We start from the raw sequence: 18,195 nt of genomic DNA, 5'->3' as shown, positions 1-18,195 counted from the left end.
TGTTTCTAGCCGCTCGGAGGACGGCTGGGCTGCGGGCATGGCCGCTCCTGTCCGCGTTCACTCGGGTGGCGGGAGAGGGGTGGGCGAGGTGTGCCGTGCAGGTACGCGGGGAGCCCTTCCCACTCTCGCCCGGCCCAATCCGCGTGCTCGGTTAACTACTCGTACGTAGGGGCGCCCCGAGGGCCAAGAAGAGTCCGTGCTTCCGCCGAGGCTCCGTCAAGTCCATGTGGACTACCGGAGGTACCGTCGGCCGCCCCCGTCACACCGGCCACGCACGTTGTGCCGTCGGGTGGTACGAACCCCGCCGAACCCCCTCGTTCCGCAAGGGCGTACGACGGCCGGAAACGCTGTCGCCACGGTCGGTTTCCCGCCGTTGTGGCGATCACGCGCGGGCGCCGCCGCACAGGCCGCCGGGGAGCGGCATATCCGGTGTGACGGCGTGCGTTCGCACGGGGATCACGGGACGCGAATTCGTGGATCCGTGCGCGCCGGTGTACCGGTGGGGGGAACGGGCCGCGCAGCCGCCGTGCCGCGCCGTGCCGTCCCGGATCCACACCGCCCGCTCCCGAAGGAAGCTCCCCTGGTGCGTCCCACCCGCGTGGCGGCCCTGCTGACCGCAGGCCTCGCCACTGTCCTCGGCCTGCCCGGCGCCGCGGCCGCCGATCCGCCGGCCACCCTGTACGTCGACAACCGCGCCGGCTCGAACTGCTCCGACGGCGGCGGCGGTTCGCAGGCCGTTCCGTACTGCACCGTGTCGGCGGCGGCCAAGGCCGTAAGGCCCGGATGACCGGCTTCTGCGCGGCGACCGTCTCGGTCGGCGGCGCCTCGGCCGGCTCCGGCGTGTTCAACAACGTGGTCCACACCGAGGACGCGTCCTTCCGGTGTGAGGCGGGGGAGGCCCGACACGCCGTCGCGGTGGCGCAGGGCGCGGTCGAGGGCACGCGCGTCGACTACAACCTGATCGTCGGCCGCCCGCCGGGCGCGGCCTACCACTGGGCCGGCGCCGACCACGCCGAGCCCGGGGCGTTCCGCACCGCCACCGGCCAGGGCGCGCACGACCTGACCGCGACGCGTGCCGAGGCCGAGCGGGCCGACGGCCCGGCCGTCGACTCCGCCGACCCGACGGCACCGGGCGTGTTGCCCACCGACTTCTCCGGACGGCCGACCGCGGACGACCCGCGGGTGCCCGACACGGGCAAGGACGGCGGGTACCTGGACCGCGGGCACCGCGAGACCCAGGACTGGCTGAGCACCGTGAAGATGCAGGTCGAGCACAGCTGGGCGCCGGTGGGCACCACCGTGGAAGTGAAGGCCTGCTCGGACAGCGGGTGGCCCACCGCGATGACCTACCACGTGGACTTCGGCGACGGGACCGCTCCGGTCGTCACCCGCAAGGGCGACACCGCCTACGCCGTTGCCAGCCACGTCTACACCGCTCCGTGCGCGTGCACCGTCAAGGTGACGGGTGTCAACGGCGTCGGGGTGACGGCCGGGGCGGAGCAGCCGGTCAAGGTGACGCCGGCCGGTCCGCTGACCGCCGGCTTCGACGCCGAGCCGGTGCTGCCGACGTCGACCAACCCGATCGAGTACACGGCCCCGTTGACCGTCGACATCGACCCGATGGCCGCCACCGCGGCGCCGTGGCCGGTCGTGAACGCGGACGTGGACTTCGGCGACGGCACCTACGCGCACGCCCTGCACCTGGAGGGCTTCCGGCACACCTACGGCCGGCCCGGCGACTACAAGGTGACGCTGCGGCTCGCGGACGGCAGGGGCGGCGACAACACGGTCTCCAAGACCGTGAAGGTCGACTACGCGCCGTCGGGCTACGTCGCGACCGAACCGTTCCGCCTGCTCGACACCCGTACCACCGGCGCGCCCGTGCAGGGCGGGTCGGCCGTCCCGGTGGTCCTCCCCGTCGGCCTCGCCGTACCGAACCACGTGCACTCCGGCGGCATGGCCGCCGCCGTCCTCAACGTCACCGTGACCGGAGCCACCGAGGACACCCACCTCAGCGTCTGGCCGTCCGGCCAGCCGCGCCCGGCCACCTCGAACGTCAACGTCCGGGCGGGCGGCACCTCCTCCAACACGGTCACCGTCCCCGTCGGCTCCGACTTCAAGGTGCAGGCGCAGCTCAACTCGGGCCGGGCCGCGCTGATCGTGGACTTCGTCGGCTACTACCAGCCGGGCGCCGGGGAGCGGTTCACCCCCGTCGCCCCGACCCGGCTCGCCGACACCCGCTCCGCGGGCGGCGCCCTGGCCGGCGGGCAGACCCGCGGCGTCAGGGTCGCCGGCGCGGGCGGTATCCCGGCCGGCGCCACCGCGGTCGCCCTCAACCTGACCAGCACCGGCTCCACCGCCGACGCGCACGTCATCGCCTACCCCGACCCGGCCAGGCGCCCGGCCACGTCGAACCTCAACCCCGAGCCGGGCAAGGACAAGTCCAACCAGGCCGTCGTGCCGGTCGGCCCCGACGGCACCATCACCCTCTACACCAACACGGGCTCCACCCACCTCGTCCCGGACGCGGTCGGCTGGTACGGCAAGGACGGCAAGGCCCTGTTCACCCCGGCCGTCCCGAAGCGGCTCGCCGACACCCGCACCGCCGGCAAGCTCGCCCCCGGCGCCGCCACCACCGTCGCGGGCCTGCCCGCCGGTGCGATCGGCGCGGCCCTGAACGTCACGGCGACCGAGTCCACCGGACCCGGTTTCCTCACCGTGTACGCGTACGGGGCCGCCCGCCCCGAGGCCAGCAGCCTCAACACCCGTCCTGGTGAAACCGTCCCCAACCACGTCACCACCCCGGTCGCCGACGGCCGCGCCACCGTCTCCAACAGCCACGGCGGCAGCACGCACGTCATCACCGACCTGCTCGGGTACTTCACCCAGCCCTGACGGGCGCCCCGGCACCCGCAGGCCCGCCCCGGCCACCCGCGCGGCCGCGCGGGTGGCCGGGGCGGCGTCGTGGCGCGGCGGGCCCGCGGGCCGGTTCCACGGGCGGGCGCACCGGTGTGGCCCCGAGGCACGGTGGCAGGGTCAGGCGGGGCGGGGATAGCCTTCCGGGGGTGTTGCGCGGTCGCACAGCGTGGTGCGGCCGCTCCGGTCCGCACTTGCCTGCGAAGGTGGAACGCGTGAAGGCAATCCGTCGATTCACCGTACGCCCCGTACTCCCCGAACCGCTGCTGCCGCTCGCCGACCTCGCGCGCAACCTGCGCTGGTCGTGGCACACGGAGACCCGCGAACTCTTCCAATCCGTCGACCCCGAGGGCTGGCAGGCCGCCGGCGGCGACCCCGTCCGCCTGCTCGGCTCCGCCTCCGCCACCCGCCTGCGCGAACTGGCCGGCGACCGCCGGTTCCTGCGCCGGCTCGCCGTGGCCGCCGCCGACCTCGACGACTACGTCAACGGCGCCCGCTGGTACCAGACCCACGGCGGCGGGACCGACCTCCCCGCCGCCATCGCCTACTTCTCGCCCGAGTTCGGGATCACCGCCGCCCTGCCCCAGTACTCGGGCGGCCTGGGGATCCTCGCCGGGGACCACCTCAAGGCCGCCAGCGACCTCGGCGTCCCGCTCATCGGCGTGGGACTCCTCTACCGGCACGGCTACTTCCGCCAGTCCCTGTCCCGGGACGGCTGGCAGCAGGAGCACTACCCCGTCCTCGACCCCAACGAGCTGCCCCTGTCCCTGCTGCGGGACGCCGACGGGGCCCCGGCCCGCGTCACCCTCTCCCTGCCCGGCGGCCGCGCCCTGCACGCCCACGTCTGGCAGGCCCGCGTCGGCCGGGTCCCCCTGCTGCTCCTCGACTCGGACGTCGAGGACAACGACTGCGGGGCCCGCGAGGTGACCGACCGGCTCTACGGCGGCGGCAGCGACCACCGGCTGCTCCAGGAGATGCTCCTCGGCATCGGCGGGGTCCGCGCGGTACGGACGTACTGCGCGCTCACCGGTCACCCCTCCCCCGAGGTGTTCCACACGAACGAGGGACACGCCGGCTTCCTCGGCCTGGAACGCATAAGGGAACTCGACGGCGAGCTCGGCCTCGGCTTCGACGCCGCCCTGGAGGCGGTCCGCGCCGGAACCGTGTTCACCACCCACACCCCCGTCCCCGCCGGCATCGACCGTTTCGACCGCGCCCTGGTCGCCCGCCACTTCGGCCCCGGCGGCGAGCTGGACCGCGTACCCGTCGAGCGGATCCTGGAGCTGGGCGCCGAGTCCTACCCGGGCGGCGACCCCGGCGTGTTCAACATGGCGGTGATGGGGCTGCGCCTGGCCCAGCGCGCCAACGGCGTCTCCACCCTGCACGGGGCCGTCAGCCGCGGCATGTTCGCCGGGCTGTGGCCGGGCTTCGACCCGGCCGACGTGCCCATCGCCTCCGTGACCAACGGGGTGCACGCCCCGACATGGGTCGCCCCCGAGGTGGTCCGGCTCGGAGCCCGGCAGATCGGCGCCGGCCGCACCGAGGACGCCCTGTCGGTGGGCGGCTCCCAGCGCTGGGACGCCGTCGCCGACATCGCCGACCAGGACATCTGGGACCTGCGGCGGGGCCTGCGCGAGCAGCTCGTGCTGGAGGTCCGCGAACGGCTGCGGGCGTCCTGGCGCCAGCGCGGTGCCGCCGACGCCGAACTCGGCTGGGTGGACTCCGTGCTCGACCCGGACGTCCTCACCATCGGCTTCGCCCGGCGCGTCCCCTCGTACAAGCGGCTCACGCTGATGCTGCGCGACCCCGAGCGGCTGCGCCGGCTGCTGCTCCACCCCGACCGGCCCGTGCAGATCGTCGTCGCCGGCAAGGCCCACCCCGCCGACGACGGCGGCAAGCGGCTGGTGCAGGAGCTGGTCCGGTTCTCCGACGACCCGCAGGTGCGCCACCGGATCGTGTTCCTGCCCGACTACGGCATGGGCATGGCGCAGAAGCTCTACCCGGGCTGCGACGTCTGGCTGAACAACCCGATCCGCCCGCTGGAGGCGTGCGGCACCAGCGGGATGAAGGCCGCCCTCAACGGCTGCCTCAACCTGTCCGTGCTGGACGGCTGGTGGGACGAATGGTTCGAACCGGACTTCGGCTGGGCCATCCCGACCGCCGACGGGCTCGGCACCGACGAGGAGCGGCGCGACGACCTGGAGGCGGCCGGCCTCTACGAGCTGGTCGAGGAGCGGGTCGCGCCCCGCTTCTACGACCGTGCGGACCGCAGCGGGCTGCCGGTGCGCTGGATCGAGATGGTCCGCCGCACCCTCGTCTCCCTGGGCCCGAAGGTCCTCGCCGGACGCATGGTCCGGGAGTACGTGGAGCGGCTGTACACGCCGGCCGCCCGCGCCCACCGGACCCTGGACGCCGCCGCGGCACGCGACCTGGCCTGGTGGAAGGGGCGGGTCCGGGCGGCCTGGCCCAAGGTCGCCGTGGAGCACGTGGAGGCGCTCGCCGCGGCTCCCGTGAACGGCACCGCCGAGCTGGGGGCCACCCTCACCCTGCGCGTGCTGGTCACCCTGGACGACCTCGCCCCCGAGGACGTGGAGGTGCAGGCCGTCGCCGGCCGGGTGGACCCGCACGACGTCATCCGCGACGGGCGGCCCTTCCCCCTCAAGCCGGCCGCCGGCCCGGACCTGGAGGGGCGCTGGGTGTACGAGGGCCCGCTCGCCCTCGACCGCACCGGGCCCTTCGGCTACACCGTGCGGATCCTCCCCTCGCACCCCAAGCTGGCATCGCCGGCCGAACTGGGGCTCGTCGCCTCCCCCGCGGACACCGACGCGGGCGGCGAGGGCGGCCCGCAGGGCGGCGTGCTGATGCGGTAGCGCGGCCCGCGACGGCAGCCCCGGCAGGGGGCGGGCGGCCGGACCACCGGCCGTCCGCCCCGCCCGGTTCCGGTTCCGGGTGCCGGATGCGCGGAATCCGTCAGGACCGGGGTGACGGGCGCGGGATCCGGGGCGAGGCTGCGGGCGCGGAGCCGTACCGGCCCCGCCCGGCGCCGCCGGTCCTTCCCCGCCCCGCGCGGGCACCGAGGAGTCCCCCATGCGCAGATGGCTGCCCCTCGCGGCGGTGTGCCTCGGAGCGTTCATGCTCCTGATCGACGTCACGATCCTGACCGTCGCCCTGCCGGACATGGCCGCCGGCATGGACACCGGCTTCGCAGGACTCCAGTGGGTGATGGACGTCTACGCCCTCGCCCTCGCGGCCCTGCTGCTCGGCGCCGGCTCCCTCGCCGACCGGATCGGCCGGCGCGCCGTCTACCTCGGCGGGCTCGTCCTGTTCGCCGCCTCCTCGCTCGCCTGCGGCCTCGCCTCCGGCCCGGGCATGCTCATCGCCTTCCGCGCCGTCCAGGGCACCGGCGCCGCCGCGATGTTCGCCACCACCATGGCCCTGATCGGCAGCGCCTACCAGGGCCGCGAGCGCGGCATCGCCTTCGGTGTCTGGGGCGCGGTCAACGGGGCCGCCGCCGCGGCCGGTCCGATCATCGGAGGACTGCTGACCGAGCACTTCGGCTGGCGTTGGATCTTCTTCATCAACCTCCCCGTCTGCGCCCTCGCCGTGTACGTCACCCTCAAGGCCGTCGCCGAGTCCCGCGCCCCCCAGAGCAGGGGCCTGGACCTGCCGGGCACCGCCTGCTTCACCACCGGCGCCGGCGCCGTCACGTACGCCCTGATCCGGGCCGGCGAGAGCGGCTGGACCGCGCCCGCCACCCTCGCCCTGTCCGGGCTCGGCGCCGCGGCCTTCGCCGCCTTCGTCGCCGTCGAACTGCGCAGCGACCGCCCGATGCTGGACCTCTCGCTGTTCCGCGACCGGACCTTCACCGGGGTCATGGTCGCCGCACTGCTGCTGTCCGGGGCGGCCTTCTCGTACCTGATGTACGTCTCGCTGTGGCTCCAGTCCGTCGAGGGGCTGAGCCCGGTGGGCGCCGGACTGGTGCTGGTGCCGCTGAGCGCCGCGGCCTTCCTGGTCTCCGCCGCGGCCGGCCGGCTGCTGCACGGCGTCCCGCCCCGGTGGCCCATCGGCGGCGGGCTGCTGCTCGCCGGGGCGGGCGCCCTGCTGCAGAGCCGGCTGCTGGACACGGCCGGCGGCTGGCCGGCGCTGATCCCGGGCCTGGTGCTGACCGGGGCGGGGGCCGGCGCGGCCGTCCCGGCGATGGCGGCCACCGTGCTGGGGTCCGTGGCCCCGGACCGTACGGGCATGGCGGGCGGCGCTCTCAACACCGCGCGGCAACTGGGCATGGCCCTCGGGATCGCCGTCCTCGGCGTGCTGTTCCACGCGGGGCTGGCGGACGGGCTCGCCGGCTCCGGGCAGCCGGAGGGCACGGCCGCGGCCCTGGCCTCCGGCGAGGCGGGCCGGCTGCTGGACACGGTGCCCGGCGCCCGCACCTGGATCGCGGAGGCCTTCGCGACGGGGCTGCGGGAGGCGTTCACCGCCTCGGGGCTGATCGGCCTGTCCGGCGCGGTGGCGGTGGTCCTGCTGGTGCGGGCGCGCCCGGCGGCGGCCGCTGCGGCCGGGGGCGGGGCGGATCCGGCGGACGGGGCGGGCGACGGGGTTCCGGGATCGCAGCGGGACGGTGAACGCACCGTGCGCTGAGGGCCCCGGCGCCTGCCGGATGGGGGCCGCGGGGCGTGCCGGGTGGGTGAACCTGTGAGCACGCCGCGCATGCTGAACCGATTCAGCAGTGGTCAGCGCTCCTACGCTGCCCGCTGGATGCCACCGGACCGGCATCCAGCCCCCACAGAACGGACTGCCTTCCCATGCGTCTTCGCAACGCCGCCGTAGCGTTCCTCGGAGCCTTCGCCCTCGCCGTGCCGCTGGCGGGAACGTCCCTCGCCGACGACTTCGACGACCGGCCCAACCTCGGTCGGCTGGAGTACATCGTCGACGGGGAGCGGCGGCAGATCCGCCCGGCCGACAACGACACCTGCTACGAACTGACCGGCACCTCGCGCCGCGACCCGGCCACGGCCGTGCGCAACAACACCAAGTCGCGGGCCACGCTCTTCACGGAGGACGGCTGCAACGGCCGCTCGGAGCGGGAGCTGGAGCCGAAGGACACGGTCTACGACGTCAGGGTCCGCTCGGTGGTCTTCACGCCGGTCCACGTGGACACGGACGACAAGCACGACCCGTTCGGCGAGAGCCGCTCGGACGACCGCCTCGACGACCGCGACCGCTTCGACAGCGCCAGCCGCCCCGAGCACGCCGTCATGGGCGACATGCAGGCCGCGACCGTACTCCCGGCGATGGACGGGCCCGAGCCGCAGGACGAGCCCGCACCGTCGCAGGAGCAGGGCCGGCACCAGGACCACGGCCGGCACGACCACGTCGGGCACGAGGAGCAGGGCGAGCAGGCAGAGCAGGGTCAGCAGGCAGAGCAGGGTCGGCAGGAGGAGCGTCAGGAGGAGCAGGCCCCGGCCGAGGGGCGTCAGGAGGAGCAGGCCCCGGCGGACGAGCGCCAGGAGGAGCAGCCTCCGGCCGACGAGCGCCAGGAGGAGCAGCCTCCGGCCGACGAGCGCCAGGAGGAGCAGCCTCCGGCCGACGAGCGCCAGGAGATGCCGGGGCAGCCGGAGACGGAGCAGCAGGGCCCGGACATGTCGCAGGAGCACCACGAGCAGGAGCCCGACATGTTCGAGGCCGTCTTCCGCAGCATCCCCTGATCGCCGGGGCCGGCCCGTGCGGCCGGTCCCGCGGCATGGAACAGGGCCGTCCGGGAGGGTCTCTCCCGGACGGCCCCGTGCTGTGTCAGCCGTCGCGCCCTACCCTGCCCCGAGGGGTCAGAAGGTCAGCTTCCAGCTGTTGATGTAACCGGTGTCGAGGCTGGCGAGGTCCGCCACGCGAAGCTTCCAGACACCGTTCGCGACCTCGGAGGAGGCGTTCACGGTGAAGCTCTGGACGATGTTGTCCGCGCTGCCGCCGCTGCGGTTGCGCAGGTTGTACACGGTGCCGTCGGGGGCGACCAGGTCGACGCGCAGGTCACCGACGTAGGTGTGGACGATGTTCACGTCCACCTTGAGGGTGCTCGGCGCGTTGCCCGTGCGGGTCACCGTGATCGGGGACTCGACGGTCGCGTTGTCCGCGATCTGGTAGTCGTTCGTGTTCTCGAAGACGTTCTGCTGTCCGGTGCCGACGGTCCAGGTGAAGGAGGCCGTGCCGGACTTGTTGGCGGAGTCGGTCACCGTCACGGTCACGTTGGACGTGCCCGCGGTGGTGGCCGTGCCCGAGATCAGGCCCGTGGAGGAGTTGATCGACAGGCCGGCCGGCAGGCCGGTCGCCGCGTAGCTCAGCGCGCCCGGGTTGGTGCTGGTCGCCTGGACCTGGAGGCTCACCGCGGTGTTGAGGACGGTGTTCTGGTTCGCGATCTGGGTGACCGTGACGCCGTCGTTGATGCGGGGGCCGACGTTGATGGCCGCCCACGCGTTGGCGGTGTTGTTGTACGTGGCCGAGCCGGCGCCGTAGAGGTCGGCGGCGGCCTGGAGGGTCGCCGTGCGGGCGGCCGCGTAGTTGGTGTTCGACTTGAAGTAGCCGACGGTCAGCGCACGGAACCAGATCTTCGACGCGGCGTCACGGCCGATGGCCGTGACCGGCAGGCCGTCGGAGGTCGGCGAGTCGTAGCTCACGCCGTTGATGACCTTGGCACCGGAGCCCTCGGAGGCCAGGTAGTACCAGTGGTTGGCCGGGCCGGAGGAGTAGTGCACGTCGATGCCGCCGAGGCCCGAGTACCAGGCGTCCTTGGACGCGCCGTCCTTGCTCGGCTTGTCCATGTAGCGCAGCGGGGTGCCGTCGCCGTTGATGTCGATCTTCTCGCCGACGAGGTAGTCGCCGACGTCGGTCGGGTTGTTGGCGTAGAACTCGACCGCGGCCGCCATGATGTCGGACGTGGCCTCGTTCAGACCGCCGGGCTCGCCGCTGTAGGTCATGTTGCCGGTGACCGAGGTCAGGCCGTGGGTCATCTCGTGCGCGGCCACGTCGGTCGAGGTGAGCGGCTTGCTGTTGCCCGAGCCGTCGCCGTACGTCATGCAGAAGCAGGAGTCGTCCCAGAACGCGTTCACGTAGCTGTTGCCGTAGTGGACGCGGCTGTAGGGGGCGACGCCGTCGTTGCGCAGGCCGTTGCGGCCGTGGACGTTCTTGTAGTAGTCCCAGGTGACCGCCGCGCCGTAGTGCGCGTCCGCTCCGGCCGTCTCCAGGTTGGAGGCGGCGCCGTTGCCCCAGACGTCGTCCGGGCCGTTGAAGAGCGTGCCGGTGCCGGAGCTGCCCCGGTTGAGGTTGTACGTCTTGTGGTTGCCGCGCCCGGTGTCGGTCAGCGTGTAGTTGCTGCCGGACTGGGCCGTGCCGAGGTTGACCTGACCGCTGTACATGGTGTTGCCGGTGCCGGTCTCGATGGCCTGCCACTCGGTGATCTTCGCGCCGGTCCTGGCATCGGTGACCACGTGCAGTTCGTTGGGGGTGCCGTCGTGCTGGAGGCCGCCGATGACGGTCTCGTAGGCGAGCACGGGTGCGCCCTCGGCCGCCCAGATCACCTTGCGGGCGTTCTTGGAGGGCTTGACCTCCTTGGAGCCGGAGTCCTTCGCCGCGGAGACGGCCTGGCCCTCGGCGGCGGCCGGGGTGACCGAGGCCTCGGTGTCGGCGACCTTGATCTCGTGCTGGGTGGCCTTGGTGACGCTCTTGGTGACGCCGCCCTTGGCATGGACCGTCAGGTCACCGCCGAGCACCGGGAGTCCGGCGTAGGTGCGCTCGTAGGTGGTGTGCGTCGTGCCGTCGGCGTCCTTGACGACGTCGCGGACGACGAGCCTCTCCTGCCCGCCGAGGCCGAGCGCCTTCGCCGCCTGGACGGTGGTCGAGTTGGCGTCGGCGATGAGCGTCGCACGCTCGGAGGGGCTGAGCTGGAGCGGGGAGGCGCCCGGGTTGGGCTTCGCGGAGGCGCTGCCCTGGGAGGCGGTGGCCTCGGCGGACGCGGTGCCGGCCTGCATGCCGACGGCGAGCAGCGCGGCAGCGGCAACGAGTGCGCCGGCAGCGGTGACACGCCTGTGGGGGGTGGGACTCAACGCAGACTCCTTCTGCAAGGGGGGATCCGGACGGCTGGGTGGGCCACCGGGCAGAGCAGGGCAGTGCGATGAACGGATCGAAGAGTGCCACCTGGCCGCTGCAATGTCAGGGCCGCGTCAAAAGGTTGGCCGGAAACGGTTCGTTGACCGAGGTGGCGTATCCGGTATCCGGACCATTCACCTTCGCGTGCGTCCTTAACGCGCCAGAAATCTGGAACAACTGGTACCGCTTGCTAACGCTTGCGCAACAAGAGTCCCTGTTCCGGGGTTCCGCACTTGTACTAAGAGTGTTTGTCGTACTGTTTCCCGGTGCGCCTGATGTCCGTGGCCTGGGGAAGCCGCGGGCGCGCGCGAGTGTCATAGACCACGTGCCAGGGGGGCCCATGAGGCATGTCCATTTTCCTGCGCAAAGAGTGGCCGGAGCGGCGGCTGAGCTAACTGCTGCGCCAGTGAGGCGGATCGGCGACAAAGCACGCTGGTACCTGCCCGCAGCAGTCTCTGCCGACCTTCTCGGCGCAGCCGTACCCGTGGGCCTCGTCTTCGACGCAGCTCAGCAGGCCCGGCCGGCGTACTGCGCCGCCGGGGCGGCGTTGGCGTGGGTCGGCGTGCAGGCGGTCCGCCGCCGCTATGCGACACGGGCGCTCGGCGAGTCCCGCGGTGTCCTGCCGGTCGTGCACGACTGGCTGATTCTGATCGGTGTCCTGGCCGTCGCCCGCGTGGTGACCGGGGAGAGCACGCCGCGGCTCGCGGCGCTCGGTGCACTGCTGCCGGCCCTCCTCGTCACCCTGGCCTGCCACAAGTTGACCTACCGTCACCTCTCGGCGGCCCGCCGTGAGGCACAGGCCGTCAGCCGGGTGCTGGTGATAGGAGAGCCGGCCGCGGCCGACTCCGTCATCTCCCACCTCGCCGCGCGCACCGACCACCCCTACGTCGTCGTCGGCGTGGTCCCGGTCGGCGACGGCTCCGTCGACAGCGGCGTGCCCGTCGCGGGCCGGCTCGACGCCCGGGCCTCCGACGCCCCGGCCGCCGACGCCTCCGCCGTCCTCGGCGCCGTCCGCAGCCACCACGCCGACCTCGTACTCGTCGCCCCGGGGGCGCGGATCGCGGGGGAGCGGCTGCGCCGCATCGCCTGGGCCCTGCACGACGCCGGTCTCGAACTGGCCGTCTTCCCGGGCCTGGTGGAGGTCTCGGTCAAGCGCCTGGAGACCCTCTCCGCGGGCGGCCTCGCCGTGCTGCGGGTCGCACCGCCCGTCAGCCGGGGTGTCCAACCCGTACTCAAGTCCCTGCTGGACCGGGCCGGAGCCGCCCTCGGGCTGCTGCTGCTCGCCCCGGTCTTCCTCGCCATCGTCCTCGCGATCCGCCTCGGCTCGCGCGGCCCGGCGTTCTACCGCCAGCAGCGCATCGGCCGCGACGGCGTCCCCTTCACCATGTGGAAGTTCCGCACCATGGTCGTGGACGCCGACCGGCTCAAGGCCGAGCTGGCCGGGTCCAACGAGAACGACGGCCTGATGTTCAAGATCCGGCGCGACCCCCGGGTGACCAGGGTGGGCCGGCTGCTGCGCCGCACCTCGCTCGACGAACTCCCGCAACTGGTCAACGTCCTGACGGGACAGATGTCGCTGGTCGGTCCGCGCCCGCCGCTGCCGGAGGAGGTGGCCCGCTACGACGAGGTCGAACTGCGCCGGCTCACCGTCCGGCCGGGCATGACCGGGCTGTGGCAGATCAGCGGCCGCTCCGACCTGTCCTGGGACGAGACGATCCAGCTCGACCTCCAGTACGTCGACAACTGGTCCTTCACCAGCGACGTCGACGTGATGGGCCGTACGCTCCGCGCCGTGGTCGACGGCCGCGGAGCGTACTAGCGGATCCGCAACACCCGTGCGCTCAGCTCCGCCCGCCGCCCACGGCCCCGCCCTGGTCGAGCCACCACCGGTAGGTGGCGGCGATCCCGTCCCGCAGCCCGATCTCCGGCTTCCAGCCCAGCGAGGTCAGGCGGCTGACGTCCAGGAGCTTGCGCGGCGTCCCGTCCGGCTTGGAGGTGTCCCAGGCCAGCCGGCCCGTGAAGCCGGTCACGTCGGCGACCGTCTCGGCCAGCGCCCTGATGGTCAGGTCCTCACCGCAGCCGATGTTGACCGGCTCGTCGCCGTCGTAGCGCTCCAACAGCACCGCGCAGGCGGCCGCCAGGTCGTCCACGTGCAGGAACTCGCGGCGCGGGGTGCCGCTGCCCCACAGGGTGACCTCCTCGCGCCCCTCGGCGGCGGCCTCGTGGAAGCGCCGGACGAGGGCGGGCAGGACGTGCGAGGTCTCCAGGTCGAAGTTGTCGCCGGGGCCGTAGAGGTTCGTGGGCATCGCCGAGATGTACGAGGCCCCGTACTGCTTGCGGTACGACTGGACCTGGACGATGCCCGCGATCTTCGCGAGGGCGTACGCCTCGTTGGTCGGCTCCAGCGGACCGGTCAGCAGGGCGTCCTCGGTGATGGGCTGCGGGGCCAGCTTGGGGTAGATGCAGGACGAGCCCAGGAAGAGCAGCCGGCCGACGCCGGCGGCGTGCGCGCCCCCGATGACGCTGAGTTGGATCCTGAGGTTGTCCTCCAGGAACTGCACCGGGTACGTGCTGTTGGCCATGATGCCGCCGACCTTCGCGGCGGCGAGCACGACCGCGTCGGGGCGCACGTCCTTCAGGTACGCCCCGGTCGCGGCGGCGTCGCGCAGGTCGAGGTCGGCGCGGCCCCGGGTGAGCACCTCGTGGCCGTCGGCGGTCAGGCGGCGGGCGACCGCGGAGCCCACGAGGCCGCGGTGGCCCGCGACGAAGACGCGGGCGTTCGGGGGCAGGAGCGGCAGCGAACTTGTCATACCGCCGATGATGCCAGTCCGTTCTCCGCGGGGTACGGGGGCGGTCGGGACCGGCCCCGGCGCCGACGGCACCGCACCCGGGCCCGGAGCGGGCCCGCCGCGGCGGTGCGCACACCGCGCGAGTTCGACGGGCCCGGCCCGTGTACGGTACGCATCCAGCCCTTGGTGGCGGTCCGTCAGCCGGCACCGGCCCGCGAGCCGCCCCGCGCGGGCGGCGGCCGGAGCAGCCGCAGGCCCCCGAGGCACCGCCTCACCACATACCGACCGAAACGATCCCCAGGGGGACCCACATGGGCAAGACCGCACTGATCACCGGCGTCACCGGGCAGGACGGCTCCTACCTCTCCGAGCTTCTGCTCTCCAAGGGCTACACGGTGCACGGGCTCGTGCGGCGGTCCTCCAGCTTCAACACCGAGCGGATCGACCACATCTACCAGGACCCGCACACCGCGAACCGGTCCTTCTTCCTGCACCACGCCGACCTCTCCGACGGCGTCGCGCTCGTGAACCTGCTCCGGGAGATCAAGCCCGACGAGGTCTACAACCTGGGCGCCCAGTCGCACGTGCGGGTCTCCTTCGACGCCCCCATGTACACGGGTGACGTGACCGGCCTCGGCGCACTGCGGCTGCTGGAGGCGATCCGCGCCAGCGGCGTCGACACCCGCATATACCAGGCCTCGTCCTCGGAGATGTTCGGCTCCACCCCGCCGCCGCAGAACGAGGACACCCCGTTCCACCCGCGCAGCCCGTACGGCGCCGCCAAGGTCTTCGCGTACTGGACGACGGTGAACTACCGCGAGGCGTACGACATGTTCGCGGTCAACGGCATCCTCTTCAACCACGAGTCCCCGCGCCGCGGCGAGACCTTCGTGACCCGCAAGATCACCCGGGCCGTCGCCCGCATCAAGGCCGGTCTGCAGGAGCACCTGTACCTCGGCAACCTCGACGCCGTCCGTGACTGGGGCTACGCCCCGGAGTACGTGGAGGCCATGTGGCGGATGCTCCAGCAGGACGAGCCCACCGACTACGTCGTCGCCACGGGCGTCCCCGCCACCGTGCGCCAGTTCCTGGAGTCCTCCTTCGCCCACGCCGGCCTCGACTGGAACGAGCACGTCCGCTACGACGCCAAGTACGAGCGCCCCAGTGAGGTCGACGCCCTCATCGGTGACGCCTCCAAGGCCCAGGAGCTGCTTGGCTGGAAGCCGACGGTCCTGGTGGACGAGCTGGCGCGCATCATGGTCGACGCGGACATCCGCCAGGTCGAGGACCAACTCGCGGGAGCGACGGTCCGGATCGACCGCTGAGGCCTTATATTTCGCCTACGATTTGCCGTGTCCCGGCCATTGGTGCAGATGCAGCGCCGTGGCCGGGATGAATCTTCCGTATGTCCGCTGTGCGCCCTCGCCGCTGAACCCTACGTTCCGATTTGGTATGCATAGGGTCAAGTGAGGTGACCAGGACCTCATATGAGCCCTAGTCTGCGCCCGTGCATACGGCTGTTCGGACAGTTCCAGCCATACACCGGGCAATTGCCCTGGGGGGTTCATGCGTAGATCCAGAGGGCTGACTGCCGCCCTCGTCCTGTCACTGGCCGGTGCCGGAACGGGGATAGGCCTGGTGGTGATGCCCCAGGCGTCCGCCATCACCCCGCCGGTGGCGTTCACCGCCGACACCCTGCCGACCTGGCAGCCGAACGGCATCGTGTTCGCCCTGGCGCAGGCGAACGGCACCGTCTTCGCCGGCGGCACCTTCTCGGCGGTCCGCCCGCCCGCCGGCGGTTCGGGCGCCGAGCAGGAGGCGGTGAACTTCGTCGCCCTCGACGCGGCGACGGGCAACCCCACCTCCTGCAGGCTTGCCTTCACCGTCAGCGAGGGCACGGCGACCGTACGGGCGCTGGCCGTCTCGAAGGACAAGAAGACCCTCTACGCGGGCGGCTACTTCGGCGCCGTCAACGGCACCCCGGTCTCCAGCCTGGCCGCGATCGACATCGAGAGCTGCAGCCCGAAGGCCTCCTTCCACCCGGGCTTCCCCGCCACCGTGCGGGCCCTCGCCGTCTCCGACGACACCCTGTACGCGGCCGGCGACTTCAACGCCGTCGAGGGCGAGACCCGCGAGCGGTTCGCCGCGGTCGACGCCGCCTCCGGTGCGCTCAAGCCCTTCACCGCCAACGCCGACGAGCCGGGCCGCGCGGTCGCGGTCACCCCGGACGGCAAGAACGTGCTGCTCGGCGGCGACTTCTTCTCGGTGAACGGCTCCAACACGCACGCCCTGGCCGTGGTGGACGCCACCACCGGCAAGGTCGCGAAGACCTACGGCAACATCCCGTCGAACTCGGTCGTCAAGTCGATCGCCACCGACGACCAGGGCTTCTACACGGGCAACGAGGGCTCCGGCGGCGGCGTCTTCGACGGCCGCATCGGCCTGCGCCTGAGCGACTTCAGCGAGAAGTGGCGCGACCGCTGCCTCGGCGCCACCCAGTGGGTCCTGCCGTACGACGGCGTGCTCTACAGCTCCTCGCACGCGCACGACTGCTCCACCGAACTGGAGTACCCCGACGGCAAGCGCCACCACCTGCTGGCCCAACCGACGGACCACACCGGCACCGCCCCGGCCCCCGTGGACGGGTTCGTCCGCGGCCCGCGCAAGCTCGGCTGGTTCCCCGACACCAACGACGGCCTCGGCGAGGGCATCGGCCCGCGCGTCATGGCCGTGGCGGAGAAGGGCGACACGAAGTACATGTGGGTCGGCGGTGAGTTCACCACCGTCAACGGCGTCGAGCAGCAGGCCCTGACCCGCTTCGCCTCCACCGGCGACCGCGGCGCCCCGACCACGCCGGTCGCGAGCGCCGACAGCGTGAAGCCCGGCGAGGCCCAGGTGCGCTGGCGGACCAGCTACGACGCGGACGACAGCAAGCTGACGTACCGCATCTACCGCAACGGCTCCAGCACCCCGGTCCACACCATGACCGCAGACTCCCTGGAGTTCGAGCGGCCGCAGGCCTCCTGGACCGACACCACGGTCAAGGCCGGCCAGTCCTACACCTACCGGATCACCGCCACCGACGCCGCCGGCAACACCAGCGCGCTGTCGGCCACCGCCTCCGTGACCGTCCCGAGCACGCAGCAGGCCTACCCGGCCCAGGTCCGCGCCGACGGCGCCCAGCTGTACTGGCGCTACGACGACACCGTCAGCCCGTACGTGGCCGACTCCTCGGACGGCGGCAACACCAGCGGCGTCCAGGTCAACGCCCCGGCCCTGCGCCAGACGCCGGGCGCGACCAGCGGCGCGAGCACGGCGATGGGCTTCAACGGCACCAGCCAGCAGGTCCACAGCGACCACCGCCAGACCGTGTCGGGCGCCTTCACCGTCGAGACCTGGTTCAAGACGAACAGCACGCGCGGCGGCAAGCTCGTCGGCTTCGGCAACAACACCACGCGCAGCAGCGGTACGTTCGACAAGCACATCTACATGACCAACACCGGCCGCCTGGCGTTCGGCGTGTACAGCGGCTCGTCGAAGACCATCACCACCGGTCTCTTCGACACGTACAACGACAACAAGTGGCACCACGTGGTCGCCACCCAGGGCCCGTCCGGCATGGCCCTGTACGTCGACGGCCAGAACAAGGGCACCCTGAACGTCACGGACTCCCTCTCGTACGCGGGCTACTGGCACGTGGGCGGCGACAACCTGTCCGGCTGGCCGAACCGCCCCACGAGCAACTTCTTCGCCGGCCAGATCGACGAGACGGCCGTCTACCCGAAGGCGCTCACCGAGGCCCAGGTCAAGAACCACTTCGACCTGGCGAAGGCCCCGTCCGACACGGTCTCCAAGGTCACCGCGAGCGAGGACACCTACGTCAACCAGGGCGCCCCGAGCGCCGCCAACGGCGCCGCCACCTCGCTGGCCGTCCGCGGCAACCCGCTGTACCAGACCTACCTGCGGTTCAACGTGCCGGCCGCGCCGGCCGGGCAGGTCCTGAAGTCCGCCGTCCTCCAGGTCAAGACCTCGACCCAGGCCGGTGCCGGCACCGCCGACACCGTCTCCGTGGTCCCGGTCACCGGCACCTGGAGCGGCGACACCACCACGTACACCACCAAGCCCGCCGTGGGCACCGCCCCGCTGGGAACCTTCGCCGCCGTCCCGGACGGCTCGGCCCTGCACAGCGCCACGCTGGACACCGCCGCCGTCACCTCGGCGCTCGGCACCAGCTACAGCGTGGCGCTGGCCAGCACGGGCACCGACCCGCTGTGGCTGTGGTCCAAGGAGTCGACCGCCGCGGACGCCGCTCCGCAGCTGATCCTCACCTTCGGACCGAAGTAACCGCACGGGGGAG

The 18,195-nt window shown here is 72.6% G+C and carries 10 protein-coding genes; 8 read left to right on the top strand and 2 right to left on the bottom strand.

Annotation, left to right across the window (positions count from 1 at the left end; genetic code table 11):
- Positions 1-583: 583 nt before the first annotated feature.
- The 5 genes from ACSHWO_RS11105 (at position 584) to ACSHWO_RS11085 (ending at position 8,621) form a co-directional block, all read left to right on the top strand.
- The gene (locus ACSHWO_RS11105) at positions 584-787 is read left to right on the top strand and encodes a hypothetical protein (RefSeq protein ID WP_438311520.1); all 204 of its coding nucleotides are present in this window, start codon (positions 584-586) and stop codon (positions 785-787) included.
- The gene (locus ACSHWO_RS11100; protein WP_438311518.1) at positions 784-2,895 is read left to right on the top strand and encodes a PKD domain-containing protein; all 2,112 of its coding nucleotides are present in this window, start codon (positions 784-786) and stop codon (positions 2,893-2,895) included. Before ACSHWO_RS11105 ends, ACSHWO_RS11100 begins: the two co-directional genes overlap by 4 nt.
- A gap of 236 nt (positions 2,896-3,131) precedes the next feature.
- Positions 3,132-5,786 (top strand): alpha-glucan family phosphorylase, encoded by a 2,655-nt coding sequence (glgP, locus tag ACSHWO_RS11095; protein ID WP_438311516.1) that lies wholly within the window; start codon positions 3,132-3,134, stop codon positions 5,784-5,786.
- Between the two features lie 217 nt (positions 5,787-6,003).
- Entirely contained in the window at positions 6,004-7,554 is a 1,551-nt protein-coding gene (locus ACSHWO_RS11090; RefSeq protein WP_438311514.1) for an MFS transporter, read from the top strand.
- Positions 7,555-7,718: 164 nt separating this feature from the next.
- Positions 7,719-8,621 (top strand): hypothetical protein, encoded by a 903-nt coding sequence (locus ACSHWO_RS11085; RefSeq protein ID WP_438311512.1) that lies wholly within the window; start codon positions 7,719-7,721, stop codon positions 8,619-8,621.
- A 117-nt stretch (positions 8,622-8,738) separates the two neighbouring features.
- Here ACSHWO_RS11085 and ACSHWO_RS11080 read toward each other — a convergent pair whose 3' ends face one another.
- Complete coding sequence (locus tag ACSHWO_RS11080) at positions 8,739-11,006, bottom strand: M4 family metallopeptidase (RefSeq protein ID WP_438311510.1); 2,268 nt, start codon at positions 11,004-11,006, stop codon at positions 8,739-8,741.
- Positions 11,007-11,389: 383 nt separating this feature from the next.
- On the opposite strand from ACSHWO_RS11080, the gene ACSHWO_RS11075 reads away from it, so the two are divergent.
- Positions 11,390-12,868, top strand: coding sequence for a sugar transferase (locus tag ACSHWO_RS11075; RefSeq protein ID WP_438311508.1), 1,479 nt, complete (start codon positions 11,390-11,392; stop codon positions 12,866-12,868).
- A gap of 22 nt (positions 12,869-12,890) precedes the next feature.
- Here ACSHWO_RS11075 and ACSHWO_RS11070 read toward each other — a convergent pair whose 3' ends face one another.
- Entirely contained in the window at positions 12,891-13,859 is a 969-nt protein-coding gene (locus tag ACSHWO_RS11070) for a GDP-L-fucose synthase family protein (RefSeq protein ID WP_385830269.1), read from the bottom strand.
- Between the two features lie 290 nt (positions 13,860-14,149).
- Between ACSHWO_RS11070 and gmd the strand changes: the two genes are divergently transcribed.
- A complete protein-coding gene (gmd, locus tag ACSHWO_RS11065) occupies positions 14,150-15,163 on the top strand; it encodes a GDP-mannose 4,6-dehydratase (protein WP_385830265.1) in 1,014 nt (337 codons plus the stop codon).
- A 241-nt stretch (positions 15,164-15,404) separates the two neighbouring features.
- Positions 15,405-18,182 (top strand): LamG-like jellyroll fold domain-containing protein, encoded by a 2,778-nt coding sequence (locus ACSHWO_RS11060; RefSeq protein ID WP_438311504.1) that lies wholly within the window; start codon positions 15,405-15,407, stop codon positions 18,180-18,182.
- Positions 18,183-18,195: the final 13 nt, after the last annotated feature.

Source organism: Streptomyces pallidus (ex Mingjun et al. 2026) (assembly GCF_051550185.1).
Classification (GTDB): domain Bacteria; phylum Actinomycetota; class Actinomycetes; order Streptomycetales; family Streptomycetaceae; genus Streptomyces.
This window is presented reverse-complemented; position numbering and strand designations above follow the sequence as displayed.